Here is a 26,168-nt window from a genome sequence, read left to right as displayed (position 1 = left end):
CCATGTTGGTGTTTAAGATCGCCCCTTTAGGTCGCGCAATACGACGGTGAAGAGCACATGCTTTGGAAATGGTTTCGCCGCTTTTCGTTAACTCTGCCTTAACCACGATCCCGTTAGGCAAAACAAAGCGATAAAAGAACCACACGCCCCCTCGCCCTGTGTCATGAAGGCTACGCAGTGACCAATTACAGACCGGAAATCGACGGGTTGCGCACCCTCGCTGTCCTCCCCGTCATTCTATATCACGCGGATGCGACGCTCATCAGTGGCGGCTTTGTCGGTGTGGACGTCTTTTTTGTAATCTCCGGATACCTCATCACGTCGATCCTGATTTCGGAACTCGATGAGGGGCGCTTTAGCCTGATGCGGTTTTACGAACGCCGGGCGCGTCGAATCCTGCCTGCGCTGTTCACGGTGATGATCTGCTGCATCCCCTTTGCGTTGGCATGGATGCCGCCCCGACAAATGGCCGAGTTCGCGCAAAGCCTGATCGCCGTGGTCTTTTTCGTCTCGAACATGCTGTTCTTTCGCCAAAGCGACTATCACGCGCCCGCCGCAGAGGAAAAGCCCCTGCTCCACACATGGAGCCTTGCAGTTGAGGAGCAGTACTACCTGTTCTTCCCGATCCTGCTGTTCATTCTATGGCGCTTCGGACGGGGTCGCGTTGTGACTGTTCTGGCCATTACCGCGGGCATTAGCCTGCTTCTCTCCGAATGGGGATGGCGCAACCACCCCACCGCAAATTTCTACCTCGCGCCGGGGCGTGTCTGGGAACTCTTTGCCGGTTCGTTTTGTGCATTCGCCCTGTCGCGACGCACAATCGAAGGCCACGGGGGCCTTGCCGCCATCGGTATCACGTTGATAGTGCTCGCAAACTTCGCCTTCACGGAGATGACCCCGTTTCCGGGCCTTTATACCTTGGTGCCTGTTATCGGTGCCGCACTCATCATCCTGTTCGCCACGGGTTCGACCATCGTGGGAAAGGCCCTCTCCCTGCGGCCCATGGTCTGGATGGGGCTGATCAGCTATTCGGCGTACCTCTGGCATCAACCGATCTTCGCCTTCGCCCGCATCCGCAGCGACGCCGTACCTGGCACCCCCGCGATGCTCGCGCTTGCCATGGCGGCGATCGGGCTGGCCTATTTGACGTGGCGCTATATCGAGCAACCTTTTCGCACGCGCACGCCCATCTTCCCGATGCAAAAACAGGTATTTGGCGCAAGTGCGGTGGGAATTTCTGCGATGGCAATCATCGGCTACCTCGGTCAGTTGGATGACGGCCTCCAGTCACGCATGTCTGCCGAATTTCGCACACGTACCGCGCAGATCGACAGGCTCGCCAACCAAAGGCTTGAGGCAATCGGATATGGCACTTGCCACTATGACCGTTCAGAGACCACAGCGCAGTTCGTAGCAAACTGGACCTGTGCGCCGGACCGCATGGGCGCGCCCCTTCGCGTTGCCATTTACGGAGACAGCCATGCCGCCGATAAGGCCGCGGTTCTACGTCGTTCCGGTTTGGATGTAATCCAAATGACCGCGCCGGGATGTCCCTTGGCCGGGGATGGTGGACCAGCTTCCTGCTCGGTACTTCGGGCTGCTTTTCAGGACGCCATCGGGGCAAACCCGCCCGACGTTCTGATCCTCGCCAACCGGTTTTCCAGCAACGAATTGTCTGCTCGACATTTGCAGATGGTCGTAGATCAATGGGCATCCCGCGCCGCAAAACTCATCATCGCATCCCCCGCGCCGGAATTTTACAACTTCGATGACATCTACGCCCAAAGAGGCCGAAATGCCGCCAAGGCTTTGCACCATGATCCGGCGCCGTTGGAACGGTTTACCCATGCAATGGCAAAGGTTCATCAGCCCGAAAACGTGCAGGTTCTGGATGTTCTACCGCTTTTCTGCGAACTGAGCGGCACCTGCGCGCCTGTCGCAGATGGCCTCTTGCTCGTGGATTATGGACACCTCAGCCCAGAGGCCATGACAGCACTCGCCCCCGCCCTGCGACGTGAAGTGGACACGCTTGCCGGCATTCGGATTCTGAGCGAGGCGCACTAATGGCGGCGACAACAGCCGCCGCCAACTTTCAGCGCCTTTAAAGCAGCGCGCTCAGCGCCTGCCCCAGCACACGCCCATTCACCTGCATGCCATGTGCGTTAAAGTGTGGATCGGCAGAGTCTCCGGGGATCAACTCGTTTCCGGTCGGCGGACGACAGGTTTTGAGCCCCGCGACAGCCACCGGTGATCCGCTGTCCTGATCGAGACGCTCGATCGACGCAAGCATTCGGGTCCCGCGATCATCCTGTGGGTTAAAGTGTTCACCAACGGTCAGCCATGCAATGGGCAGATCAGGCGAAACATCGGCCCGCAAATCCGCCACGAACTGAAGCGCGATCGGCTCCCAAACCTGCGTATAATCCGCGCCGGTCGTGTCATTCGCACCCAGAGACACCACGGCCCCGACGATTTCATGCGCAGGCCCAAGCGCCGCGACAGCCGCCAACATATCGAGCATTTCCTGATACATACGGCCGCCCGTCGTGGCCTGGGAGGACCCTTTGCGCCAGTCTTCGGTATTGTTCAACCCCGATCCCGGATCAGCGAGTGACAGAATCAAAAGAGGTCGGTTGCGGGCCGCAGACCACCCCACCAACTCCCCAGCGCAGGCATGCACCGGCGACACGCGCTGTGCTGCCGCGGCTGTTTGAACCGGCTCAATACACGGCTGTGGAACGTGACGGGCACTTCCGGTCGGGCCAAATGTGGACGACGCGCGCAAACACGGAACATACCAAATGCGCGGATCAAACGCCGTTTCGACATTGGCCTGCGATGCGTAATCGGACACGGCATTCGACAGGTTGCTGTCCCCGAGACAGAGCACGACGTCGCACGCGACGGTATTGGGATCGACAGTCGACAGATCAAACAATGCAGGTTCGGCGAGCACCGCGTCGAAATTGTCGTCGTTCGGATTGAACCCGATACGGGTATAGGCACCCGAAACGCTTGATCCTGCAAAATACTCGAGCTGTGGAAGGGTTTCGTCGGCGAAGTGAAGCCGCCCGACCGCGCTCCCGCTCCCCCCGAACTGGACCTTAACGCCGCCGGTCGTGCCCGGTGTCACAACGCGGTGGGTGAACACATGCGGATGACCAGCGATCACTGGCGCCGCGAGGTCGATCCGAAGGTCATTGGCGCTACCGTTGCCCAAAACCTGCGACAGCGTACCGTTAGAGACAGTCCAGTTGCTGCGCAGGTTCACCGAGGACAGATCGCTCAACGCCGTCTGCTCGGGGGAAAGGAGATTAGCCGGCGCTTCCAGCACCGGCCCGACCTGTGGTGGCTGCGCATCGACAATCACCGACGGCTGCGCACCTAGCGAAAGCCCGATACGCATCATGAAAGACCCACGATACCCGTGGCATCCGTGCCGGTTGCCCATACACGCCGCGCGCGAATGGGGAAAATCGAGCCCGCCGGCATGAAAATCGTCCCCTCGCTGCCCGACACTGTCGTAACATGCACGAAACCGCTGCCAGCGACATGAAGCGCGCGTGTCGTTTCATTCAGGTCATTTGCATCGTCCGGTGTGATCGGCTCGATATGCGTCGCAGGGCTCTCAAGGCCGGCACTGGTATTTTCGAAACGGTCTGACATGCTCATCTCCTGAAATTCTGGCTCGTATCCTCTCGCGGACGCGATCGGTCTTCTGCGCACCCTACGCCGGACCCCTTGGCCATCCCCTACCTGTGCGCGCGCTCAACACGATGAATTGCAACGCAAACACCAAAGAATTGAGACTTGAGGGGGCTATCTGGCTTGACCTCAGACGCACGCCATGGGTTACTCGAAACAGGAAAAATCAACCTAAGGTCGCATATTGACTGTCTCTTCCCCTCACATCTCGGTTGATGTGTTGGTCTGCACGTTTCGCAGGCCACAATTGCGACGCACCCTTGAAAGCCTGAGCGACCAAGATCTTCCCGGATCGCTAAAAATGCGGGTGATTGTAGCTGACAATGACGAAACCCCGTCGGCACGCCCCGTCGTGGAGGCTGCCAAATTGGATTTCGGCCTCGACATAGATTACCTGCATGCCCCTGCCCGCAACATTTCGCTGGCGAGAAACGCGTGCCTCGATCATGCCTCGGCCGATTGGATCGCGTTCATTGACGACGATGAATTCGCTCCGCCGGACTGGTTGAGCGGCCTCATGGACGCCGCCCAATCTCACAAAGCGGATGCTGTCTTTGCGCCTGCACTCGCCGTCTATCCTGACGCAGCACCCGATTGGATCATCGCCGGCGGATACCATTCAAACATTCCCGTCGCGCACCGGACAAAGGTAACGACGGGCCATACCTGCAATGCCCTCCTGCGTTGGGGAAACGTGCCTTGGCGGGAGTTGCGCTTTGACATCGCGCGGGGTCGGAGTGGCGGGGAAGATACCGCCTACTTCCTGATGGTCGCCGCGCGAAACGCAAATATGATCGCGGTTAAAACGCCCGCTGTTTTCGAAGACGTCGATCCCGCGCGCCTGACCTACCGGTGGATTGCCCAGCGCAAGTTCCGATCGGGTCAAAGCCACGCCGCATCGGCAACAAACCCGCGTGCGCGCCTCACGCTCGCGATCCAAGCGTCAGGAAAAGCGGCATATTGCGCCCTTCGCGCTGCCACCTGCGCCTTTCACCCCCATCGCCGCCGGTTCTGGGCCCTGCGTTGCACATTGCATGCGGGCGTCGTTGCAGGATGCGCCGCACTCCCCCAATCCGAAATCTATGGGGGCACATCATAATGTCGCGCGTGTTGTTCTTTGCCTCCGACCGCGCCGAGATCGCGCAAATTCGTCGCATCCGCGCGGTGCGTCGGGCGGGCCACGATGTTCAATCAGTCTCAATGGTCAAATCTGACGGTCAACTGCGTGGAGACGTAGATTGGAAAGATATTGACCTCGGCACAATCACCAACGGACGATTGGCCATGCGCATGCGTCGCTCTGTAGCAGGCCTCTATCGAATTTGGCGCCACCGCGCAGCGCTCAGAAAAACGGATGTCATCATAGCGCGAAACATCGACATGGTGTTGCTCGCCCTGTCGGCCAAGGCCCTGTGCCGCATCCCCGCGCCGGTCATTTACGAATGCCTCGACATCCACGGCATGTTCATCGGCGATGACATAAAAGCGAAACTCGCGCGGCGCGTGGAGAGATGGGTCCTCGCGCGCACCGACCTGCTCGCTGTGTCTTCGGACGGATTTGTGGACGGCTATTTCTCACCCATCCAGAACTACACGGGGCCAACGCAGCTCATCGAAAACAAACTGACCTTTGATGGCCCGCCGCCCCCACGTGCCAGCGCGCACCCCGTTCCTGATCGCCCGCTTACCATCGGCTGGGTCGGCACGATACGATGCGAACCGACACTGCGACTATTGTCACAAACCGCACGCCAACTGGAGGGCCACGTTCAGATCGCGATCCATGGCATTATCCATCACCATGCGCTTGCGGACTTCGACGCCACCCTCGCAGAACACCCGAACATGACCTACCACGGACCCTATCCCTATCCCGATGGTTTGGCACAGGTTTACGCAGGCTGTGACCTTGTCTGGGCACAGGACCTTTGGCAAAGCGGATCGAACTCCGACTGGCTCCTGCCCAACCGGATATATGAAGCGAGTTGGTTCGGGTGCCCCTCTGTCGCGCTCGCCACCACGATGACCGGACGGACAATCGCCCAGCGCGGGCTCGGCTTCACAATTCCCGAACCGACGGTGGACGCACTAAAAACCCTTATTGCCGGACTTGGCCCACAGGACCTTACATCCGCTCGTGAACGCCTTGCGCGTGTTCCCGACGACGCACTTTGCCAGACCTCCGCGGACATCGACAGGTTGTTCGCCGCGCTTGAGGCACCAAAATCGCTGACAAAATTGGCGTCCCCCGCATGACGTCCGATGGTCCCACTCCGCATGTCATCGTGATCGGCGCCATGAAAGCTGGCACTACAACGCTATACGACTACATGGCGGCTCACCCACAAATCGGAGTCTCCTGCGAAAAAGAAACCGATTTCTTCATCGCCGAGAAAAACTGGAAACGCGGTCTGGATTGGTATCGATCCCTCTTCCCACCCGGCTCCAAGATAACCGTCGAAGCCTCCCCGAATTACACCAAACGCGCGGCGTTTTCTGGTGTTCCCGAACGGATCCACGCGACGCTGCCCGATTGCCGGTTTATCTACATCACTCGCAATCCCGTTGCGCGCGCAGAGAGCCAATATCGCCATGCGGTCGCAGCCGGGGCACCTGTTCCACCAGTTGAAAACTTGCTTGGGTCCCACACATTCGACCACCTCGTAGATACAAGCAGCTACGGGGCGCAGATCACCCCTTGGCTCGAACTGTTTCCGCGCGACCGTTTCCTGTTTCTCGACTTTGACGAATTGGTATCGGCGCCATCAACGCTGCAATCGCGCCTCGCCGCCTTTCTAGGTGTGGATGATAACTGGCCGACCCCGACCAAAACCGCCGCCAACAAAGGTGACGGATTGTCCCGACTGCCGCTTTGGGTCTTTCGTTGGCGCGAAGCCCGCCTGGTTTCCACCATAAAGCGCTATCTGCCACGGAGTGTCGTTGAGCGCGCCAAATCGGTGGTATCAGGCAAACCCAAACGCGTACCGCCGAGGTTTGCGGAGGAAATCAAACAGGCAATACACGATGCAACAAACGAAGATCTGTTGGCATTTGAACGGATCCGACCCCCGGCTACAACTGCTCCCGCAGCGCACGAGTTGCAAATACATAGCCCATCACAATCAGCACATGGTTGAGACCGTGTAGGGTAAACGTGACGTTGTCCGACAGTCCCGCGAACAAACTGACGAGCAGGATCATCCCCCATAGGATCGCCACGACACTCCCGCTGCGCACAATCCACCGCAAAGCTTGGCGCAGGAAGCGGACGATAACCAATGCCATGATTGCGGCGCCCAGAATTCCACCGCCGACCAGCATTTCGATGTAGATGTTGTGAAACCAAAACAGCCCGTCTTCGATCGTCGCATGGATATAGCGGATCGCAAATGAATCGACCGCCCAATAGGCTTTGAACCCGACCCCGAGTAGAGGATGTTCGCGAAACGACTCCAACCCGAACTGCCAGATCACCGTGCGTCCCGTGAGAGTTGGCGATTTTCCTGTGAATTCCAGAAGCGCGGTAATTGGTGAGCCTCCAGACCCGACATAGGCCAACCCGACCAACGTCAGCGCCAGCAAGGGAAAGATGATCCAGACCGCGCGTACCTGCGCAGACCGGCGCGACACCATGGCCAAGAAAAATAGCGCCGGAACGAGCAGGTATGTCATCAACGCACCCGCCGACATCGCCATGCGAACAACGGCAAAAAGTCCGATGTAAATGACCACCGGCAGAAGTGGGATGCGATAGAGGCGCGCCAGTCCCACCAGAATAAGCCCCCCCATGACGGCCGCTTTTCCCATCATGTTTTTCTGCGTGTAGATGCCTAAAAGCGCTCCGTTGTGTTCCCAAACCGGCGCCATAAAACCAGTCGCCACGTTCAACAGCGACAGAGAAATTCCAACGGCATAAACCCCACCCGCCACAACGAGCGCGCGCTTCGGATCAATACTCATTGCGATGCGTACGGCGATGATCGTCGTCATCAAAAATTGCACCCCACTCCACGCCGTCTGCATCGGCGCGATGCTCCAAAACGTGGACAAGATCGCGTAGAGCGGTGGAAGAAACACGACGGCATGCATCCAGAACGCGCCTTTCGTGCGGCCCCAATCATGCAGGCACCACAACGCGGTGGCGCCGTAGATCAGCATCCAAATTTCGGATTGGAGACCGCTGCGGATCAAAAGACTCCCCGCATTCGCACAGACCAGCGCAAAGAACATGGCGACTACCGTTGAGCGGCGGATTGCATAGCGCCCATGCGACGGCGCCAAAGCGTGATAGCTCAAAGAATGGGCACCATGCTCAGCCAAATCGCCCTCACTTGCCATCGCGCAATAACATCCGCTTCATGACCGATTGGCCGGGAAGCTCGATGTAGCGATAGGTGAAGGTCGATATCACAATGACAATGCCGAGCAGTAACAGGTTTATCGGCGTCGCAAGGTGGGTGGCGATTGCCAGATGACCCGGCGCAATCTCCGTGCGCTCAAGATTAAACAGCTGCTTCATCACGAACCCGCCAGCGCTAAGCACGATCGCATGGACGAGGTAGACGGAATACGAAATGCGGCCCAAAAACCGGAAAGGCGAGAGCGACAGAGCATCACTGAGTATCCCCCGACCCGAAGAGAAGACGAAAATCAGGACCACGAAACTGGCGATAGACGCCAACTGCATGCCCCGATCAGCGACGGAATTCACCACACAGTAGATCGACAGGCACAGTGCCCCAATCTCGACCAGGCTCGAAAGACCTCGCGAGAGGCAAAGGGGATAGCGTTGATATAGACCGTAGACGGCTGCGCCAGCAAAGAAACCCGCGATGCATCTCAAGAGGCCGAAATCGTGGCTGGCAAGGATCGACGGGCTGTCGCGCAGAATGCTGATGAAAAAGAGCCCCAGTGTCGCGGCGAGTGAGGCGAGTGTTATGGCAGTGTATTTGACACGCATAAAAACGCTCAAAAATACGAAAAAGATCAAATAAGTGTAGTACTCAGCCGATATGCTCCACGATGGATAGTTCCATGTCAGGTGATCCATGACGCCGAGCGAATGAATGAGGAGCACGTTGTAGACAAACGAAAGCAACGACGTGTCCCCGAACTCACCGTCCCCGATGCCCGCCCATTTGTGCAGCACGACTTGGGTGCCGATGTAGACAACCCAGACAAACAGCATTGCCATGTGCAGTGGCCATAGGCGCGCCAGTCGCAGTGCTGCAAAACGATAAAACCCCATGCCCGACTGAACGCGGCCCAGATAAGCATGCATCAAAACAAACCCCGACAGCACAAAGAAAAAATCCACGTAGATATTGGCAGGGCGCACCAGAAGGGGCTTTTCGAAATAGACAAATCCGGAATGAAACCAGGCCACGAGCAGTGCTGCGAAACCGCGAAAGGCTTCGAGTGGCGCAAAAAACGCACGCTGCCCAGTCGCAGCTTTGGGCACCACACCTATGGGCCCCGCTTCGATCTGCGCGATACTCATGCTGCGGCCTCGTGCAAAGACGTCCAAGGCAGATCGGAGCGCCCAAGGAGCGTCGATAGATGCGCGGCATCTGCTGCAAAGAAATCTCTGAGAAGCGCCCGTGTCTCGGCCTTCATGGGTGGAATCTCGCACCGGATATCAACCGAGTTGGCACGCATCAGCCGGGAAACGGGCCCCATGGCTTTCGCCCGCGCAAGATGAGCCTCCAGTCCATTGGCACGCAGAAAGTCGCCACCCGCCCGCAGAGCATTGCGCAAAAGCGGGACACGCGCCCGGTCGCTTTCATTGCGTCTCTCGTGGTGGATCGGCGAGCGGAAGGCGTCATCAACCCCCACAAACCGGTACAGGCGCGAAATAGCTGCCTCGGCATCGGCGGAAATTTCCTCTGCAAACAGAACCAAGACCTGATCCCGTGGGAACGCTGCGAACCAGCGCGCCAGATGCGCCCCATACCGGCCCTGATCGAGATAACCGGGATTATTGCGCAAACCCGTCTCGAAATCGACGGGACCAATGTGGCCTTTGATCACTTCGTGCAGGTGGTTGGAATAGGCCCGCTCAACCGGATCGCGCAACAAGGCGACGATTTTCAGTTCCGGAAAATAGGTCGCAACACGCTCTGGTGCGCGCGGGTCGTAGAGGTAACTTGGCGAGGCCTCATAGGCATGGTGCGATGATCCACAGTCCTCGAAATGCCGCTCATACCACGCGTAGCCTCGATCGAAGTAATAGCTGAAGAAATCGATCTCTTTGGGGGTCGACACGCTAATCTCGGGGTGACTTCCCATCACTGTATGCACCCATGAAGACGCACATTTTTGTGCACCGATCCCGATCACGGTTGGTTTCATGCGGCACGCTCCTGATGTGCGACGCTGATCTGTCGGGCATGATCGAAAATCGCGCGATCAGGGGCCGTCATTTGAACCATGCGCGCGCGTTGATCTTCGCTCAGCCCACTCGCACTCGAAGGCGCGGCATTGAGCACGGGGATGCGCAGCCGGACGCCAAAGACGTCACGGTAGCGTCGTTTGAAACTGCCGAGGTCGTCGAGAAAACCGATTACGTCAAATTGCGCCAGCCGCGACTTCGCCGTCGCAACTGCGGCCGCTATTTGGGTCTCCGACAGGTCCTGTTTTCCGCTGAGATACCGCAAATAGACCTGCGCATGTCGCCGCGCGAGCGGCCCATCGAGATAGGCATCCACGTCCGCATCGGCCAAACCAGCACGTTGCGCCATTCGCAGGTTCGAAATCATGCGCTCAACCGGATCGCGCAACAAGGTCACATAGGCGTAGCGGGGCCCGAAATGACGCTCGGCACGCTCCGAATAGAGGACATGACCGTGGATCATGAAACTGTCCCATGCCATGTGCTGCAACAGGACCTGCTCGCGAAACCCGAAAACCTCTTCGCCCCGCGCGAGATCTTCGTGACATAGGACAGCGTCATCTGCGTCATGATACGATAATGCCGCCGCACGACGCGTCGACACTGCGTCGAGCACGGCGAGACGTTCGGTGATAGGAACGGTCGCATACATAGCCTCGGAAACCGACGTACCGCCGCATTTGGGCATATGCATGAACACTGAGCGCCGACGTGGCGCCATGCCCGGCAGACTGTGGAAAAGCCGTCCGGATGCAATCGCGACGCGTCGCCGGGTTCGGTCTATGAAGGGCGCTTTGCGTGCCATACTACTCCTGTGCCGGCCAAATCATGACCGCTTTCATCGAACGATCCCCTTGCCCGTCATCCAGTTGTCGTAACCACGCCGCCCTGCATAGGCGCGCATTTTCTTTGGATTGATGCGGGAGAGGAACAAGCCAATTGAAGAAGGCGGGATATCGTCGATCCGCTCGAGCGCCTCCGCCACGGCTTCCTTGTTGGTGCGCGACCATTCCACGCCGAGAAGGACGCGATCGACATCCTGCAACATGATGCGCGCATCGGGCACCGCGAGGAGTGGCGGTGTGTCGAGAATTATAATGTCGTAGCGGCGGCGCAAATCGTCGATCAACTCGCCAAACCGGCGCATGGCCAACAGATCGGCGGGACTTCCGTGATAGGCATCTCCGGGCAACAGGTCGGCTGCGAACCCGTTGTGTGCCTTGACGATGACGTCCTCGGGTGTGGCGTTACCTTCCAGCAATGCAACCAGCCCCCGCTCACGCATATGGGGGAAATACTCGCCCAATACACGCCGACGCAGATCTCCTTCGATGTAAAGGACGCGACGCCCGAGCGCGCCGAAGCTATGCGCCAGCGCCAGCGCGGCAGTTGTTTTGCCTTCGTCGGGGTGCGCCGAGGTCACACCAATGACCTGCACAAACGCGCCAGGGGCGGTGAATTCGATGGATGTGCGCAGCCCACGCACCGCCTCTGCGACGGCGGACGTCGGCCGGTCTAGAAGATAGCGCAACACGCGTGCACGCCCCTTGACCGGAATCTTTGGCACCGCCCCAAACACCCGCAATCCCGTCGCGGCGGCAAGGTCATGAGGCGTCGAGAAGCCGCGCGAAAACAGCCCCCGCACCAGCACCAGAGCACTGCCGAGGATGACCCCGAAAGTCAGACAAAGGGCGAGAATTCGTGCCTTTTGCGGGCTGGCCGGATGGGATGGGGTAATGGCGGGCGACAGGATACGGCTGTCTGCGCGTTGAATGCCCTGCTGCGCGGTGGCTTCCTTGAGGCGCCCGAGAAAATACTCATAGAGAACCCGCACAGCTTGGACTTCACGGGCCAATTGTTGCACCTCGAGCTGATCCTCTCCGCCACGCTGCACCGCGCGTGCGAGGCGGGCCTCTTCGGCCTTCAGCGCTGTCAGATCGTTCGAAATCCCACGGTCCTCCTGCGCGGCGATTGTCGCCCGCAACTCCTTTAGATGCGTTTCCTGTGCGGCGAGGGTCGCAGTCGAAACGAGGGTCTTTGAGGTGTTGAAATCCGCCACCGCCTGTTCGGCCGCCGCGAGTTCCGATCCCAATTCTGCCACGCGCCCTGACAGCCAATCTGTCGCCTGTTCGGTCGCATTGAACTTGGTCTGGATCTGATCGCGGATGTACAACTCCACGAGGGTGTTTGCGACAAGTGCGGACTTTCGCGGATCGCTAGATTCCACAGTTACGTGGAATAGATAGGTCGTCGGCACATTGCGCACCGTCACCTTTTGCATCAGCGACCGCGTCACATCAAAGCGGATCTGCGCGTTCATCTCTCCGGTATCTTCCATGACCAGAGGCGCGTCCTCTTGTCCGAACAGACCGTCAAATAGGTTGCGCACCTGACCCTCAAAAGCGGCGAGGCCGGTCGGGGGGGCCAGACGCCCGTTGAAAACGGGATCATTGATCAGATCGAGCTGGTCCACGACCTGCGCGGCCAACCCGCGCGATTGGAGGACCTCAACTTCGGTGTTGAGCTGCGTCTCCCCTGCCCCGAGACGGCCAACGACGCTCTGCAGGTCAACGACCATTTCCTCGCGTGTGTCGAGGACGATCGTCGCGGTCGAGCGATAGGTCTCCTGCGCGAGCCCGAAGGCATAGTACCCGCCCAGCGCAACCGCGATGAGCGTAGAGGCAGCAATGATCCATTTGCCGCGCCACAATTGGCGGGCAACGACGAACAGATCGACAATCGTCGGGTCCGCTTCGCCGACACGTGCCAAACGGCCATCGCGCATCATGTGATCGAGGGGTTTGTGGTGCATGCTCCCGCCCATAAATCGTACCGACTGGCCGGTAGCACGCATGGCGCGCACATCAGGCCGTTGTTAACTTATGTATGGGGGTCATCTTGGTTAAATCTGTGTTAATTTTCGCCTTAGAGGCGAGTTAACAAATGGAGAAATGCAAGATTTATAGCTTGGAGCGGTAAAAGTCGCCAAATATCTGGAACAGGAACCCCGCAGCCCAGCCGTTGTGCATCGCAGCCATGGAAGGTCCCGCCCACAGGCCGGAGGGATCGCGCAGCCGAACCGCCGCCAACACAGACACCGCAGCCACGGTCGCGAAATAGGCGATGGGCAGCACCCATAATAGCGGAAAGAACATCCCGCCTAGCACCGTCAGGACGAGCAAGGCGAAATTCACGGCCGGAAGCAGTTGGCGCAGGCGCGGATGGAGGCTGTGTTTTCCGACTGTCCTTGCGCGACCTTTCCCGTAATTCCAATATTGGCGCAGAAGTCCGCGCAGTGTCGGGCGCATCACATAGTCGAGCCGTATGGTCGCATCGAGCCAGATCTTCCCGCCAGACTGCGCCAGACGCACATCCAGCTCGGCATCTTCGTTATGCGAAAAGGTTGGATCGTATCCGCCGACATCGCGAAATGCGGACAGATCAAACGCCGCATGATGCCCGTGATCAACAAACCCGGAATCCGCGCCCCCCCGATGCGCCGAGCCGCCCGATCCCAATGGCGTGTCCACGATCCAAGCCGCGGCGCGCGCGAACGGCGTCTCGCCCGTCGCATCCATCACCGTTACCACCGAGGCAGCCCCCGTTTGCATCAGGCGCGCCGTCAATCGTTCGATGTAATCAGGTGGATATATGGCATGCGCGTCACAACGGATCAGCACGTGGTGCTTGGGCCCGGCAAACCGTTCGACTGCGCGATTGACCCCAGCCGATTGGAAACGATCCGGATTATCGACCAGCGAAATCTGAGGATGCCGTTCGGCAAGTCGCCGCACAATCTTTCTGGTCTTGTCCTGACTCCCCCCGTCCACAACGACGAGCGAAGACTTCGACAGAGACACCGTGCCCTCCAGAATGGACATAAGGCACGCCTCGATATGCGCGGCCTCATTCAGCGTCGGGACAACGACCAAAACGGACGCACCGTCCACTTCCGCTCCATCCGTCGTGCGACGCTCCACCATCCGACGGTTAGACCAACAGTGACTTCAAATAGCGGCCATATTCCGTCTTGCGATACTTTTGCGCATGTTCGGACAGTTTCGCGTCGTCGATCCACCCGTGGTCATGTGCGATCTCTTCGGGACAGCCGGTCTGCATGCCCTGTCTTTTCGACAGTGTCCGAACAAAATTGCCCGCATCCAAAAGTGATCCATGCGTGCCGGTGTCGAGCCAAGCGTACCCACGCCCCATCCGTTCGACCGACAAAGTGCCGTCTTTCAAATAGGTTTCCAGAAGCGTCACAATCTCGAGCTCCCCGCGCTCTGACGGCTTCACCGCCTTGGCGCGAGCAGGCGCTTCGGCGTCGAGGAAATAGAGACCCGTCACCGCGTAATGGGACGGCGGAACCTCCGGCTTTTCGATAATCTCTTCAACCGTGCCGTCTGCGTCGAATTTCACCACGCCATAGCGCTCGGGATCAGCCACATGGTAGCCGAACACTGTTCCGCCGGTCTCTTTTGCGTCCGCGCTTTCCAACATTTCCGGCAAACCATGGCCAAAGAAGATGTTGTCGCCGAGCACCATCGCAGAGGGGGCCCCATCGAGGAAATCTTCCGCCAGGATATAGGCCTGCGCGAGACCATCAGGGGAAGGCTGCTCAATATAGGTGAGCGTCAGCCCCCATTGCGTGCCATCTCCGAGCAGGTGTTCAAACTGCGCCTTGTCCTGCGGCGTCGTGATCACTGCAATCTCGCGGATACCCGCCAGCATCAGAACCGACAAAGGGTAATAGATCATCGGTTTGTCATAGACCGGCATCAACTGTTTGGAGACTGCCTGCGTGAGGGGATACAACCGCGTCCCCGATCCGCCCGCCAGAATAATTCCTTTACGATTGCTCACTTTGTAACTCCCAAATCAGTCAATACGTCCGCCAGTCCCGATTTCCATTCGGGCCGCGCAATACCAAAAATCGTCTCGGTCGCGCTGCAATCCATTCGGCTGTTTGCCGGCCTTTTTGCAGGCGTCGGAAAATCGCGCGTCTCGATATCTTTCACGGTGCAGGTGATACCCGCCTGAGCAAAGATTTCACGCGCAAAGTCAGCCCAGGACACATCCGGCGCTCCGGAGAAATGATAGGTGCCGCTCTTGGCCGCATCTGCGCCCAACTGCTCTGCCATCGCCACACAGGCAGCTGCAATATCACGCGCGGGCGTCGGACCGCCAACCTGATCGGCCACAATGGTCAGCACGTCGCGCTCTGCGCCAAGGCGCAGCATGGTTTTGACGAAGTTCCCGCCATGCGCCGAAAATACCCATGAGGTGCGCATGATGGCGAACCGACTGCCGGCTGCGCGCACGCCCTCCTCACCCGCGAGCTTGGTGCGCCCATAGGCACCCAGAGGCGCGGTCGGATGGTCGACGCCAAATGGCGCCTCACCGGCACCATCGAAAACATAGTCGGTGGAGATATGAACAAACGGAATATCTAGCACCGCGCAGGCCTGCGCCATCGCAGAGGGGGCAAGACCGTTCACGGCATGTGCAGTGGCCTCGTCACTCTCCGCCTTATCCACCGCCGTATAGGCGGCGGCGTTGATCACGGCAGTCGGACGACGCGCCTCGATCGCGCCCGCACAGGCAGCCGGATCACTCAAATCGGCAACATCGCGCCCTAAAAACTCTGCGTCCGGCAAAAGAGCCCGCAATTCGGTCGCAACCTGTCCGGTGGAACCAAAGACGAGGATCATGCCTTCACCCCGAGACGTTCACCGACGCCGTGGCGGTCCTGCAGCGCCTGCCACCATTCTGGATTGTCGAGATACCATTGAACGGTCTTCTCCAACCCTTCTTCGACAGTGACAGAGGGACGCCAGCCGAGTTCTTCGCGTATGCGCGCAGGATCAATGGCGTAGCGCGCATCATGCCCCGGACGGTCGGTGACAAAGGTAATTTGGTCGCTGTAAGAGCCCGCGTTCTTGGGGCGTTTTTCGTCGAGAATGGCACAAAGTGTATTGACCAACTCGAGGTTCGAACGCTCGTTCTCGCCGCCGATATTGTAACCGCGCCCGATCTCGCCCTTTTCCACGACGAGCAACAATGCATCCGCATGATCCTCGACATAGAGCCAGTCACGCACGTTAGAACCATCGCCGTAAATCGGCAAAGGCTGTCCTGCGAGCGCCTTGAGGATCACCACGGGGATGAGCTTTTCGGGGAAATGGTAGGGCCCGTAATTGTTGGAACAATTGGTCAGGACAACCGGCAAGCCGTAGGTTTCATGCCACGCGCGCACGAGGTGGTCAGATGCCGCCTTGGACGCCGAATAGGGGGAACGGGGATCATAGGGCGTTTCTTCGGTGAACTGCCCCTCTGCGCCGAGCGATCCAAAGACCTCATCGGTGGAAATATGATGAAACCGGAAACTCTCCGGTTTGCCCGCGGCCACCCAGTATTTGCGCGCCGCCTCCAGCATGTTGAAGGTGCCTGTGATGTTGGTTTCGATGAAATCACCCGGTGCGTCGATGGAGCGGTCTACATGGCTCTCGGCGGCCAAATGCATCACGGCATCCGGTTTGTGTTTCTCGAAAACCGCATCGAGCGCTTCGCGATCGCGAATATCCACCTGCTCGAACGCATAACACGGGCTTTTTGCCGCCTCGGCAACGTTGTCCAGACACGCTGCATAAGTCAGCGCATCTACGTTCACAATTTCATGGCCGCGCGAAATCGCGAGCCGCACAACTGCCGACCCGATAAACCCAGCGCCGCCCGTAACCAAAAGTTTCATTCTTTACCCTTCGTATGAAAACGGCGTGTCGAACGCATCCAGCGTTTGCGCCGCTTCGTCTTTTCCTGACAGAACCGGTGTAATGCCGTCCAGCGGCCATTCGATCCCGCAACTGTCCCACCGCACAGCGCCATCACAGTCAGGCGCATATCCATCCGTGCATTTGTAAACGATCTCCGTGTCCGCTTCGAGCGTCATGAAACCATGCAGGAAACCGGCGGGAATCCAGAGCTGTTTCCCGTTCTCGAAGGTCAGTTCTTCCCCGACCCAATTGCCAAAGGTCGGGCTACCGCGGCGCACATCGACGGCCACATCGAACAACCGGCCCCGACCACAACGGACCAGCTTGCCCTGCGCATGGGGAGGCGATTGGAAATGCAGGCCCCGCACAGTGCCGATCTCACGGCTCAGAGAATGGTTGTCCTGCACGAATTCCGGCAGCGACAGACCAGCGGCTTCGAGTTTCGCGCGGTTCCAGCTCTCGGAAAAAAATCCGCGATGATCCCCGAAACGGGGCGGTACAATAACGACCACATCCTTGATCGAGGTGGGGGTGATGTCCATTCGGCATCTCCTGTACTTACTAATTCAATACCGCATCTCCGGCCATTTCGGACGGGTCGCGTTCTGCCAGATAGATACGCGACCCCCTGCAAGGGCTGCAACCGCAAGCGACCGAAGGCGGCGGATTTTCTGCAAACGCACGAAAAACCCCCGAAACATCGCTGCTTCGGGGGTCCAATGTTTCGTTTATTGAAACGATCAACGCTTATGCGACGTCGAACCGGTCCGCGTTCATCACTTTCGTCCAGGCCGCGACAAAGTCGGCCACGAACCGGCCACCCGCATCCGACTGTGCGTAAAGCTCAGCGATTGCGCGCAGTTGCGAGTTGGAACCAAAGACGAGGTCCACGCGTGTCCCCGTCCATTTCACCGCGCCGGTTTTGCGGTCGCGGGCTTCGAACAGGTCTTCTTTTTCCGACACGGGCGTCCACTTCACGTCCATATCCATCAGAGCCGTGAAGAAGTCATTCGTGAGCTGGCCTTTGCGTGTTGTGAACACGCCGGTCTCGGAGCCATCCCACGTCGCGCCGAGCGCCCGCATGCCACCCACGAGTACCGTCATTTCCGGCGCCGTCAGGGTCAGAAGCTGGGCCTTGTCGATGAGCAATTCCTCGGACGACAGGCTGTATTCTTTCTTCTGATAGTTGCGGAAACCGTCAGCGATCGGCTCAAGCACTTCAAAGCTCTCCGCGTCGGTCTGCTCGTCGGTCGCGTCGGTGCGACCCGGCGTAAATGGAACCTCGACGGATTGGCCTGCGTCCTTCGCAGCCTTCTCCACCGCGGCAACTCCACCGAGTACGATCAGATCGGCGAGAGACACCTTTTTGCCACCGGTTGCGGAGGCGTCAAACTCCGCTTTGATGCCGTCAAAGGTCGCCAGAATGCCCTGCAGTTCTGCGGGACGGCTCACTTCCCATCCGCTCTGCGGTGCGAGACGCAGACGCGCGCCGTTGGCGCCGCCGCGTTTGTCGGACCCACGGAATGTCGATGCGGAGGCCCATGCCGTGCGCACCAGATCGGCCACAGACAGACCAGAGGCGAGGATTTTGGTCTTCAACGCCGCGATGTCTGCCGCGTCGACCAGCGGGTGATCGACCGCAGGCAGCGGGTCCTGCCAGATCAGATCTTCCGCCGGCACATCTGCCCCGAGATACCGGACCTTTGGCCCCATGTCGCGGTGGGTCAGTTTGAACCATGCGCGCGCAAAAGCATCCGCAAACTCGTCAGGGTTGGCATAGAAGTGGCGCGCGATTTTTTCATACGCAGGATCCATGCGCATCGCCATGTCAGCCGTCGACATCATGATGTGGGTTTTGCGCGACCCGTCCTCTGCGTCAGGCGCCATGTCCTCTTCTTTGAGGTCTTTTGGCTGCCATTGCTGCGCACCCGCAGGCGATTTTGTCAGTTCCCATTCGTAGCCGAAGAGAACGCCGAAATAGCTCATGTCCCAATTCGTCGGCGTGGGTGTCCACGCCCCTTCCAGACCCGAGGTAATCGTGTCGCGACCTTTTCCGGAGCCGTAAGTCGATATCCAGCCAAAGCCCTGCTCTTCGATCCCTGCGGCTTCCGGCTCGGGGCCGACGTTGGAGACATCGCCTGCACCGTGGGTTTTACCAAAGGTGTGACCACCCGCAGTCAGCGCCACAGTTTCATAGTCGTTCATCGCCATGCGCGCGAAAGTGTCGCGAATGTCACGCGCCGAGGCGAGCGGATCAGGGTTTCCGTCGGGACCTTCAGGGTTCACATAGATGAGACCCATCTGCACGGCGGCCAATGGATTTTCCAGATCGCGTTCACCCGAATAGCGGCTGTTGCGCTTGTCGGAGGTGGCGAGCCATTCGTCTTCGCCGCCCCAATACACATCCTCTTCGGGCTCCCACACATCCGCACGACCGCCGCCGAAACCGAACACAGGACCGCCCATGGATTCGATTGCCACGTTACCGGCCAGGATGAACAGGTCGGCCCAGGAAATCTTGTTGCGGTATTTCTGTTTGATCGGCCACAGCAGACGACGCGCTTTGTCGAGGTTGCCGTTATCGGGCCAGGAGTTGAGCGGCGCGAAACGCTGCTGGCCGCTGCCTGCGCCGCCACGACCGTCACCGGTGCGATACGTGCCTGCCGAGTGCCACGCCATGCGGATGAAGAACGGACCATAATGGCCGTAATCCGCAGGCCACCACTCCTGGCTGTCCGTCATCAGCGCGGTGAGATCGGCCTTCAATGCCTCAAGATCAAGGCTCTTGAATTCCTTGGCATAGTTAAACGCAGGGCCCATCGGGTCGGAGAGCGCCGAGTTCTGGTGCAGGATTTTGAGGTTCAACTGGTTAGGCCACCAGTCGCGGTTCGAGCGCACACCATTGTTGGTGTGCATCACCGGGCATTTGTTCAGGTCTGAGAGTTCTGCGCCGTCCATCGTCGATCTCCTTTTCGATACGGATGTTTGGAATCATTCTAACGCCGATTGGCGATTAGTTTTAGTTGAAAGTGCTGATTGGGGATATAAGTTAAACTTATGAAAAACGTCACCCTCCGTCAGTTTCGCTACTTCGAAGCGCTCGCGAAGACCGGTCATTTCGGCCATGCCGCAGAAATCTCGGCCATTTCCCAACCGGCTCTTTCGATGCAGATCAAAGAGTTGGAGCGATCCGTTGGCACGGTCCTGTTCGAACGAGGCAGCCATGGCGTGCGATTGACGCCTTTTGGCGAAACCTTCGCGACACGTGTGCGCGAGATCCTGCGCGCTGTGGACGAACTCGACGATCTGGCACGTGCCGCCCAAGGGCGTCTGGCGGGTCGTCTGCGTCTGGGCGTGATTCCCACCATCGCGCCCTACATCCTCCCATCCGTCATTCCCGAACTCACGCGGCATTTCCCCGACCTCGATATCCACATCCGCGAATCCCTGACGCAGCAACTCCTGTTGGAACTGGGTGCAGGCGCAATCGACGCCGCAATTGTAGCCCTGCCGGTCTCGGAACCGGCTCTCGAAGAGGTGCTGCTCTTTTCGGAACCATTCGTTCTGGTGCGTCCGCGCTCCGAGGCTGGCCTGCCGCTCCCCGACGTCGAACGGCTGCGAGAGATGCGCCTGCTGTTGCTCGAAGAAGGGCATTGTTTTCGCGATCAGGCCCTGTCGTTTTGCAACATGTCGGCCCCCTCGGCGCGTGAAACCCTCGACGCCTCGTCTCTGTCGACCTTGGTGCAAATGGTCGGCGCGGGCCTCGGCGTCACCCTGATCCCCGACATGGCCGTCGATGTCGAAACGCGCTCTGCGGATGTCGCGGTCACACGGTTCGCACCCCCCGTTCCGGCCCGCCGTGTCGGCATGGTGTGGCGGCGCACGAGCCCCCTCAGCTCACAACTCACAGAAATCGCCGACCTTGTGCGCGCGACCGCTGAGCCACAGCACCCTTCGACTTAGACTTTAGCTAGCCTTTCAATCCACGCATGGATCACGTCGAGCGCCGTTGGCTCATCAAGAAAGGGGATGTGCCCGCGATCAGGCACGTTGGCAAATCCCATGTCAGGTTGGCGACGGCACATCTCCTCCGCCGTCTTTGCGCTCAAAACATCCGAATTTGCGCCCCTTAACAGGGCCATCGGCAGCCCCGCGCATGCATCAAACAGAGGCCACAGGTCGACGGGTGGCGCGGCCAGCCCCGCCTCGAATGCCGTGCGCAACTCCGGATCATAGGGCACTGAAATGCCACTCTCGCCCGCCCTGTAATGGCGCACCGTTTCCTCCAGCCAACGCGTTGATGCGACATCGCGAAACCCCGCCATCGCGCCGGGTAACCGCTCAGCCACCTCTTCCAGACTGTCGACAGCCGGCGGCACGCCGATATAGGCCGCGATACGCTCCAACCCCGCGCGCTCCAACTCGGGTCCTACGTCATTGAGGCAAATCCCCAAAACCCGCGCGCGCGCTGTGGCGGCCATGACCATTGCGATAAGACCACCACGCGACGAACCGACCACAGCGGCGGCTGGAATGTCGAGATGATCGAGCAACGCCAGAGCATCCTGCGTTTCCTGTGGCACGGTATAGGTTTGCGCACCGGTCCATTGCGACGCGCCCCGCCCGCGGCTGTCGAGCCGGATGAGCCGGACGGCCCCCAAATCGAGATGCTGGGAGAGGTAATCGAAATCGCGCCCGTCCCGTGTCATTCCGGCCAATGCGAGGACCGGCAATCCGGCCCCTTCATCGCGATAGGCCAACCGCGCTCCGTCAGCTGTTGTGAATTCGCGCATGCTGCCACCTCGTTCATAGCCGGATTCCCGATGGATTATGCGCGAACTGGCACGGGATGCCAGCGTTGCGCGCAGAGCTTTCTCGGCGCGCTGGCCGATCTTGCCAATAGGCTAACAAAAAACGCCCCGCACATAATGCGGGGCGTTTTGGCTTTCTGAGCCCGAGAAGGACGCTTGCATATTTGCAGCGCGCTATTTCTCGACGGCGAAGACACCGGTCATCAGGTCAGTCCCGACGAGACCATCGGCCGTACCTGCGATTGCGCCAACCGGATCGCCCGAGGAGGAAACAAAGCTGCCCCCGAGACCGATCGAGGTCGTCAGGCTAGCCCCACCATATTCCAGACTACCGTCGAGAACCGTTGTCACCTGATCGTCGCCCAGAGGAGCTGTGGGCAAAATCACGCCCGTGCCTGACAGGGTGCCGGTGTAGGCCCCATTGGTTTCGTGGACAAAATTGGTGGCCGAGGCATTTGCGCTATTGGTAAAAAAGTTTGCATCGATTGTCAGATCAGCCACCATTTCACCACCACTCACCGTGCCCGAGACATAGCCCGTGTAAGTCGCATCAGCGGCGGCGAGGATATCCACAGTTGCCGCAGGTGCGACCCCTCCAAGAAGCTCACCATTTGCATCGGTATACTGGCTCTGCATGGCCGCAGATGAGGTCGACAAGCTCGCATAGCTCACGGCGTCGGTGGTTGACCCGCCGCAAGCGGTCAATAGGGCCAAACTCGCCACACCTAGAACGGTTGTGCCAAAGAGTTTCATGTCAGTTCCTTTCCATTCATATATCCGCAGGTGCATCAGGCGATCATCAGAGCGTCATCAAAGATGAAGTCGTCGATCGTGACGTTTGCCACCTCGGTGCCACGCAGGATCATCAGGTCGTCGCCTGCAGAGATCAGCGTGTCGGATATGCGGTAGGTTTGAATAATGACGTCGTCGAAGGAGACGCCGTCCAGCTGGATCATGTCGATGCCGTCTTCGAAATCATTCACGAAATCGAGGCCGGTGCCCAAAGCGAAGACAAAGGTGTCAGCGCCGGAACCACCGTAAAGGCGATCAAGGCCTGCCCCGCCGTCGAGGACATCATCGCCGGTCAGACCATAGAGGTAGTCACTACCGCCCAGACCTTCGATGGTATCATCATTGAGCGTGCCGTAGAGGACATCGGACCCGCTGGTGCCAACGATGGTTTCGGGGTCCTCAACAACTTCGCCCCCTTCAGAAGGGTTGGAGACAAAGAAGCTGTCGATCAGGCTCAGGCCTTCGCCCGCGTCCAGAGTGTCCCCGATCCCGAGTTCGAGACCGACACCGGTCAGGGTCGCCACGAGTTCGCCGTCCACGAAAACAGTCAGGTCGTCACCGTCTACGCCTTGCGAAATCACGGAAGCTTCATCGACGTCTTCAGGATCAAAATCGACAAGAGCATCAAAGCCGATGAAGGCCAGTTTGTCCGCGCCAACTTCAAAGTCGGTCACAACGCTGGTGGTCATGACATCCGTCAGCGAAGTGCCATAGGAGAGAACAAAGAAGTCCGATCCAAGGCCACCGGTAAAGGTATTACTACCGATCCCGACCAGGAAATCATCGCTGTCGCCGCCCATGATCTCGGCGCCAACACCATGCATTTCAATGGCTTGGTAGTCGATCAACACTTCGGTGCTATAGATGGTCGTTGGTTTCACATCGCCTTTGATGTAAATGGCAACATCCAGATCATCCGTCATGGTAAGACCGTTGATAGACACATCGCCCGCATTGTCCTGCCAACCGGCAGAAATGGAGAGGGGCGAATTATCGGTTGCCCAGTCGAGCAGGTTGATAACAGTCTGGGTTTCAGCCCCGACTTCGTATTTCACCTCGTCGTTTGTCACGGGCAATGGATCGCTCGGGTCAATCGGGATGACAACGCCGGGCAAGTCCTGACCGTATTTATCAGGCAGCAAACGCCAGCGTGGGCCTGTGATGTATTCGGTCCCGTCATCGTTGAGGACAGGTTCGAATGGCTCACGATCCATCGTGGTGTACCACGCGTTGGTATAGCCCAGTTCAAGGTCCGACGACATCGAGCCAATCAGAGCAGCCGTCGAGCCTTCAACAGCATCAACCAAGGCGCTGTCGCGCAGGATGGTCCCTGCTTCGAACAGCGTGCCGTCACCTGCGTAGTAGTCATCTGTGGTGACCCAAACCGTACGGCCCGCGTCACCATCGTAGTCCTCGATGATCTCATAGGTCGGCAAAGTACCGATGGCGGATTCGTTCTCGAAATCCTCCGGGCGAATTTGGTCGTTCGGGTTGTTCGTGATCGTATGGTGCACCACCAATTCGGCAGATGTGATTTGGTAGAGCTGTCTCAGCGAGTTGAATGGATCGAGCTGCGTCCACTCATCAGGCGTGTCGAGGTGCGCTTCCAGACGCACGTCATTTGGCCGTTTGATCGTGTTACCCCAACGATAGAGCAGCTTGCCATCGTCTTTCATCGTCACCGAATAGTCACTGCTATAGGCGATATCGTAGGCGATGGTGCTTTCGTTGGGATTGAGTAGATCGGAGAGGTCGATTTTCCCGTCAAGGTTCGCGTCCTCCACACCAAAATCCGCTGCGTTCGCGATGAGATCTTGGACATATTGGCCGTTCCAAGCCTCATTTTGACTGAGCAAGACCAGGTTGTCGTCCAATGCGTAAACTGCTGCAGGATCACCGGGATATTTCTGGTCGGAAAGCACGTTCTGCATCACGGTGTAATGCTCTGTAGAGGCCTTCACCGTGTTCCCGCCGATCCCGGCGAGCCATGTGCCCAGAACGGCTGGCGTCTTGAACGTATCAGTGGGGACGTTCGAAACAACGACGCCCGCTTGCTCTCCGCCAATCGTCACATCGCCGATCCATCCTTCGGCATAATCGCCATCCAGGACCTTGTCTTCGGCGCCAACGAAATCGGTCACATTGAACCCGAATTCACTATCGATCGGGAAAAGTGTGACGCCCTCCTTGGTGACTATTGTTCCATGCGCTCCAGTGAGATCGACGACACCGCCGTCTACACCTTGGTTTAGGCCGTCAAAGGAGCCTGTGACATCGTCTGTGCTGAATACGTGAAATGATGTGAAATCAGGGTCTTTATTCAGCGGTAGATCGAAGTCGATTGCTGTGGTCGGGTTCAGTGGCGTTGCCATGTCTTGGTCCCTCCAAATCTACAAATGACAGGGAGAATCGACAACGCTGCGTTCCTCCCCCAGTCGTATGCATTCATCTTAATATGAAATGGGAGAGAGCGACTTAACCTGGATCAATTGCCGGAAAAGTTGCCGCTGGCGGCCACAAAATGCGTCCTAAATCAACAAAATTGATCCATATATGGAAATTTTGTGGGGTATATAGAGGTTTGACTGCATTTGGCAGGGCAACAGCCCCACGAAACCCCGCGGGGCGTTAACATCCGGAAGTTCCCCGCAGGGTCAAAATAGCGCCCTGAAATTCGTGGGACAAAACGATGCCCAAGTCTTCCTTTGGGTCAATGGATGAGTTCTGGGAAGGTATCGACATCCTTCATGCACAACATCGCATGGGCGCTGAAAGTCATTAGGTCCGCGAGTGTCATCTACGGATGCTTTCCATGCTCGAAAAAGCTACAGGCAGGCCATAAGCCGCAGATCCACACCACGACCCAAAACCATTGGATTCGGACAGCCAAAACCCAAACGCACGTACAAAAGGCACGTCATCATCCATCCAAATGTAAAACGGTCGCACTCCAAAGAATGCGACCGCTTCACAAATTCCTATCGTATGTACAGAACACATCCGCACAAGGACCAACGGCTAGTTGCCGCCCGAACCAACTTGATCATTGGTGTGGGTCTGATCCTGCTCGTTGATCTGATCATGACCATCAACCACCACAGTTGAACTCTCACTAGCGGCATCAACAGCGCTGGCATCCGTTGCCATCTGGGTTGCGTCACAAGCGACCAGAGGAGCGGCCAACGCAAGGACAAAGATGAAATGTTTCATGGTGAATCCTCCACTTCCGAAACGATTATAGCCCCCGGCAAAAACCCGAGCCATGATCGTGATCAAGTTCGCGAAACCGGTACCATTTCGAACTCCCGGGAACGCACGTCATCCGAATTAGCGGTTCCAATCGGTACTTGAACACACCCGCTCTCAACCGAAGACAAATCCCTACGCGCCCCCTCGATTAAAACGTCAGCACCGAAGGGGATCACGACGGAAAGCATCGGGCCATAAAACAAAACAAAGCCCGCCTTTTGAGGGCGGGCTTTTGTCTTGCAGAGATTTTGCAAAATTTGGTTGCGGGGGTAGGATTTGAACCTACGACCTTCAGGTTATGAGCCTGACGAGCTACCGGGCTGCTCCACCCCGCGCCAATTGCGTCCCATTTGGGATTCGTATTCTGATATCGTATTAGAGAGAGCTTGGATTTTTACTAGGTTTGGCGGTGACCTACTCTCCCACGGCTTAAGCCGCAGTACCATT

General features: G+C 58.3%; 22 protein-coding genes and 1 tRNA gene. 5 read left to right on the top strand and 18 right to left on the bottom strand.

Features of this window, described 5'->3' with window-relative positions; all coding sequences use genetic code 11:
• Positions 1 to 177 precede the first annotated feature (177 nt).
• The gene (locus ABD815_RS00115) at positions 178 to 2,064 is read left to right on the top strand and encodes an acyltransferase family protein (RefSeq protein ID WP_344841747.1); all 1,887 of its coding nucleotides are present in this window, start codon (positions 178 to 180) and stop codon (positions 2,062 to 2,064) included.
• A 37-nt stretch (positions 2,065 to 2,101) separates the two neighbouring features.
• Here the strand turns inward: ABD815_RS00115 and ABD815_RS00110 are convergent, their stop codons facing one another.
• Together ABD815_RS00110 and ABD815_RS00105 are read right to left on the bottom strand one after the other, a co-directional pair.
• Positions 2,102 to 3,409, bottom strand: coding sequence for a sialate O-acetylesterase (locus tag ABD815_RS00110; protein WP_344841744.1), 1,308 nt, complete (start codon positions 3,407 to 3,409; stop codon positions 2,102 to 2,104).
• Positions 3,406 to 3,666 carry a spike base protein, RCAP_Rcc01079 family gene (locus ABD815_RS00105; RefSeq protein ID WP_344841742.1) on the bottom strand — a complete coding sequence of 87 codons (261 nt, stop codon included), beginning with the start codon at positions 3,664 to 3,666 and terminating at the stop codon, positions 3,406 to 3,408. The genes ABD815_RS00110 and ABD815_RS00105 overlap by 4 nt, the downstream gene beginning before the upstream one ends.
• A 256-nt stretch (positions 3,667 to 3,922) precedes the next feature.
• Between ABD815_RS00105 and ABD815_RS00100 the strand changes: the two genes are divergently transcribed.
• From ABD815_RS00100 to ABD815_RS00090, 3 genes are read left to right on the top strand one after another with little or no spacing between them, the layout of a single operon-like run.
• The gene (locus ABD815_RS00100) at positions 3,923 to 4,804 is read left to right on the top strand and encodes a glycosyltransferase family A protein (RefSeq protein ID WP_344842436.1); all 882 of its coding nucleotides are present in this window, start codon (positions 3,923 to 3,925) and stop codon (positions 4,802 to 4,804) included.
• Positions 4,804 to 5,961: a glycosyltransferase gene (locus ABD815_RS00095; protein WP_344841739.1), complete on the top strand. Its 1,158-nt coding sequence runs from the start codon at positions 4,804 to 4,806 to the stop codon at positions 5,959 to 5,961. Before ABD815_RS00100 ends, ABD815_RS00095 begins: the two co-directional genes overlap by 1 nt.
• Entirely contained in the window at positions 5,958 to 6,842 is an 885-nt protein-coding gene (locus ABD815_RS00090) for a sulfotransferase family protein (protein WP_344841736.1), read from the top strand. The genes ABD815_RS00095 and ABD815_RS00090 overlap by 4 nt, the downstream gene beginning before the upstream one ends.
• On the opposite strand, the gene ABD815_RS00085 is transcribed toward ABD815_RS00090, so the two are convergent.
• From ABD815_RS00085 to katG, 11 genes are all read right to left on the bottom strand, one after another.
• On the bottom strand, positions 6,778 to 8,001 hold the full coding sequence (locus ABD815_RS00085) for an O-antigen ligase family protein (protein ID WP_344841732.1): 1,224 nt from the start codon (positions 7,999 to 8,001) through the stop codon (positions 6,778 to 6,780). The two genes, ABD815_RS00090 and ABD815_RS00085, sit on opposite strands and share 65 nt — an antisense overlap.
• Before the next feature lie 31 nt (positions 8,002 to 8,032).
• Entirely contained in the window at positions 8,033 to 9,205 is a 1,173-nt protein-coding gene (locus ABD815_RS00080; protein ID WP_344841729.1) for an acyltransferase family protein, read from the bottom strand.
• The gene (locus ABD815_RS00075) at positions 9,202 to 10,056 is read right to left on the bottom strand and encodes a sulfotransferase family protein (RefSeq protein WP_344841725.1); all 855 of its coding nucleotides are present in this window, start codon (positions 10,054 to 10,056) and stop codon (positions 9,202 to 9,204) included. Before ABD815_RS00075 ends, ABD815_RS00080 begins: the two co-directional genes overlap by 4 nt.
• Positions 10,053 to 10,790: a hypothetical protein gene (locus tag ABD815_RS00070; protein ID WP_344841722.1), complete on the bottom strand. Its 738-nt coding sequence runs from the start codon at positions 10,788 to 10,790 to the stop codon at positions 10,053 to 10,055. The genes ABD815_RS00075 and ABD815_RS00070 overlap by 4 nt, the downstream gene beginning before the upstream one ends.
• A gap of 144 nt (positions 10,791 to 10,934) precedes the next feature.
• Positions 10,935 to 12,908 (bottom strand): polysaccharide biosynthesis tyrosine autokinase, encoded by a 1,974-nt coding sequence (locus ABD815_RS00065; RefSeq protein WP_344841719.1) that lies wholly within the window; start codon positions 12,906 to 12,908, stop codon positions 10,935 to 10,937.
• Between the two features lie 148 nt (positions 12,909 to 13,056).
• On the bottom strand, positions 13,057 to 14,046 hold the full coding sequence (locus tag ABD815_RS00060) for a glycosyltransferase family 2 protein (protein WP_344841715.1): 990 nt from the start codon (positions 14,044 to 14,046) through the stop codon (positions 13,057 to 13,059).
• A gap of 40 nt (positions 14,047 to 14,086) precedes the next feature.
• Positions 14,087 to 14,959, bottom strand: coding sequence for a glucose-1-phosphate thymidylyltransferase RfbA (rfbA, locus tag ABD815_RS00055; protein ID WP_344841712.1), 873 nt, complete (start codon positions 14,957 to 14,959; stop codon positions 14,087 to 14,089).
• A complete protein-coding gene (rfbD, locus tag ABD815_RS00050) occupies positions 14,956 to 15,807 on the bottom strand; it encodes a dTDP-4-dehydrorhamnose reductase (RefSeq protein WP_344841709.1) in 852 nt (283 codons plus the stop codon). The genes rfbA and rfbD overlap by 4 nt, the downstream gene beginning before the upstream one ends.
• Positions 15,804 to 16,847: a dTDP-glucose 4,6-dehydratase gene (gene rfbB, locus ABD815_RS00045; protein ID WP_344841703.1), complete on the bottom strand. Its 1,044-nt coding sequence runs from the start codon at positions 16,845 to 16,847 to the stop codon at positions 15,804 to 15,806. The genes rfbD and rfbB overlap by 4 nt, the downstream gene beginning before the upstream one ends.
• Positions 16,848 to 16,850: 3 nt before the next feature.
• Positions 16,851 to 17,411 (bottom strand): dTDP-4-dehydrorhamnose 3,5-epimerase, encoded by a 561-nt coding sequence (rfbC, locus tag ABD815_RS00040; protein ID WP_344841699.1) that lies wholly within the window; start codon positions 17,409 to 17,411, stop codon positions 16,851 to 16,853.
• Positions 17,412 to 17,616: 205 nt separating this feature from the next.
• On the bottom strand, positions 17,617 to 19,827 hold the full coding sequence (gene katG, locus ABD815_RS00035; protein WP_344841696.1) for a catalase/peroxidase HPI: 2,211 nt from the start codon (positions 19,825 to 19,827) through the stop codon (positions 17,617 to 17,619).
• Positions 19,828 to 19,926: 99 nt separating this feature from the next.
• Between katG and ABD815_RS00030 the strand changes: the two genes are divergently transcribed.
• On the top strand, positions 19,927 to 20,832 hold the full coding sequence (locus ABD815_RS00030) for a hydrogen peroxide-inducible genes activator (protein ID WP_344841691.1): 906 nt from the start codon (positions 19,927 to 19,929) through the stop codon (positions 20,830 to 20,832).
• On the opposite strand, the gene ABD815_RS00025 is transcribed toward ABD815_RS00030, so the two are convergent.
• The 5 genes from ABD815_RS00025 to ABD815_RS00005 all read right to left on the bottom strand — a co-directional run bounded on the left by ABD815_RS00025 (position 20,829) and on the right by ABD815_RS00005 (position 26,056).
• The gene (locus tag ABD815_RS00025) at positions 20,829 to 21,662 is read right to left on the bottom strand and encodes an alpha/beta fold hydrolase (protein WP_344841688.1); all 834 of its coding nucleotides are present in this window, start codon (positions 21,660 to 21,662) and stop codon (positions 20,829 to 20,831) included. The genes ABD815_RS00030 and ABD815_RS00025 overlap by 4 nt on opposite strands.
• Positions 21,663 to 21,854: 192 nt before the next feature.
• Positions 21,855 to 22,433: a hypothetical protein gene (locus ABD815_RS00020; protein WP_344841682.1), complete on the bottom strand. Its 579-nt coding sequence runs from the start codon at positions 22,431 to 22,433 to the stop codon at positions 21,855 to 21,857.
• Between the two features lie 35 nt (positions 22,434 to 22,468).
• Positions 22,469 to 24,844 carry a calcium-binding protein gene (locus ABD815_RS00015; protein ID WP_344841678.1) on the bottom strand — a complete coding sequence of 792 codons (2,376 nt, stop codon included), beginning with the start codon at positions 24,842 to 24,844 and terminating at the stop codon, positions 22,469 to 22,471.
• 646 nt (positions 24,845 to 25,490) lie between these two features.
• Complete coding sequence (locus ABD815_RS00010; protein WP_344841676.1) at positions 25,491 to 25,682, bottom strand: hypothetical protein; 192 nt, start codon at positions 25,680 to 25,682, stop codon at positions 25,491 to 25,493.
• A 297-nt stretch (positions 25,683 to 25,979) separates the two neighbouring features.
• Positions 25,980 to 26,056, bottom strand: a tRNA-Met gene (locus ABD815_RS00005).
• Positions 26,057 to 26,168 lie beyond the last annotated feature (112 nt).

This window comes from Celeribacter arenosi (assembly GCF_039539485.1).
GTDB classification, from domain to species: Bacteria; Pseudomonadota; Alphaproteobacteria; order Rhodobacterales; family Rhodobacteraceae; genus Celeribacter; species Celeribacter arenosi.
This window is presented reverse-complemented; position numbering and strand designations above follow the sequence as displayed.

Coding starts and splice junctions, on each gene's coding strand:
- ABD815_RS00110 (WP_344841744.1), bottom strand. CDS start 3,409: ATGATGCGTATCGGGCTTTCGCTAGGTGCGCAGCCGTCGGTGATTGTC.
- ABD815_RS00105 (WP_344841742.1), bottom strand. CDS start 3,666: ATGTCAGACCGTTTCGAAAATACCAGTGCCGGCCTTGAGAGCCCTGCG.
- ABD815_RS00095 (WP_344841739.1), top strand. CDS start 4,804: ATGTCGCGCGTGTTGTTCTTTGCCTCCGACCGCGCCGAGATCGCGCAA.
- ABD815_RS00090 (WP_344841736.1), top strand. CDS start 5,958: ATGACGTCCGATGGTCCCACTCCGCATGTCATCGTGATCGGCGCCATG.
- ABD815_RS00080 (WP_344841729.1), bottom strand. CDS start 9,205: ATGAGTATCGCGCAGATCGAAGCGGGGCCCATAGGTGTGGTGCCCAAA.
- ABD815_RS00075 (WP_344841725.1), bottom strand. CDS start 10,056: ATGAAACCAACCGTGATCGGGATCGGTGCACAAAAATGTGCGTCTTCA.
- ABD815_RS00070 (WP_344841722.1), bottom strand. CDS start 10,790: ATGCATATGCCCAAATGCGGCGGTACGTCGGTTTCCGAGGCTATGTAT.
- ABD815_RS00065 (WP_344841719.1), bottom strand. CDS start 12,908: ATGCACCACAAACCCCTCGATCACATGATGCGCGATGGCCGTTTGGCA.
- rfbD (WP_344841709.1), bottom strand. CDS start 15,807: ATGATCCTCGTCTTTGGTTCCACCGGACAGGTTGCGACCGAATTGCGG.
- rfbB (WP_344841703.1), bottom strand. CDS start 16,847: ATGAAACTTTTGGTTACGGGCGGCGCTGGGTTTATCGGGTCGGCAGTT.
- rfbC (WP_344841699.1), bottom strand. CDS start 17,411: ATGGACATCACCCCCACCTCGATCAAGGATGTGGTCGTTATTGTACCG.
- katG (WP_344841696.1), bottom strand. CDS start 19,827: ATGGACGGCGCAGAACTCTCAGACCTGAACAAATGCCCGGTGATGCAC.
- ABD815_RS00030 (WP_344841691.1), top strand. CDS start 19,927: ATGAAAAACGTCACCCTCCGTCAGTTTCGCTACTTCGAAGCGCTCGCG.
- ABD815_RS00025 (WP_344841688.1), bottom strand. CDS start 21,662: ATGCGCGAATTCACAACAGCTGACGGAGCGCGGTTGGCCTATCGCGAT.
- ABD815_RS00020 (WP_344841682.1), bottom strand. CDS start 22,433: ATGAAACTCTTTGGCACAACCGTTCTAGGTGTGGCGAGTTTGGCCCTA.
- ABD815_RS00015 (WP_344841678.1), bottom strand. CDS start 24,844: ATGGCAACGCCACTGAACCCGACCACAGCAATCGACTTCGATCTACCG.
- ABD815_RS00010 (WP_344841676.1), bottom strand. CDS start 25,682: ATGAAACATTTCATCTTTGTCCTTGCGTTGGCCGCTCCTCTGGTCGCT.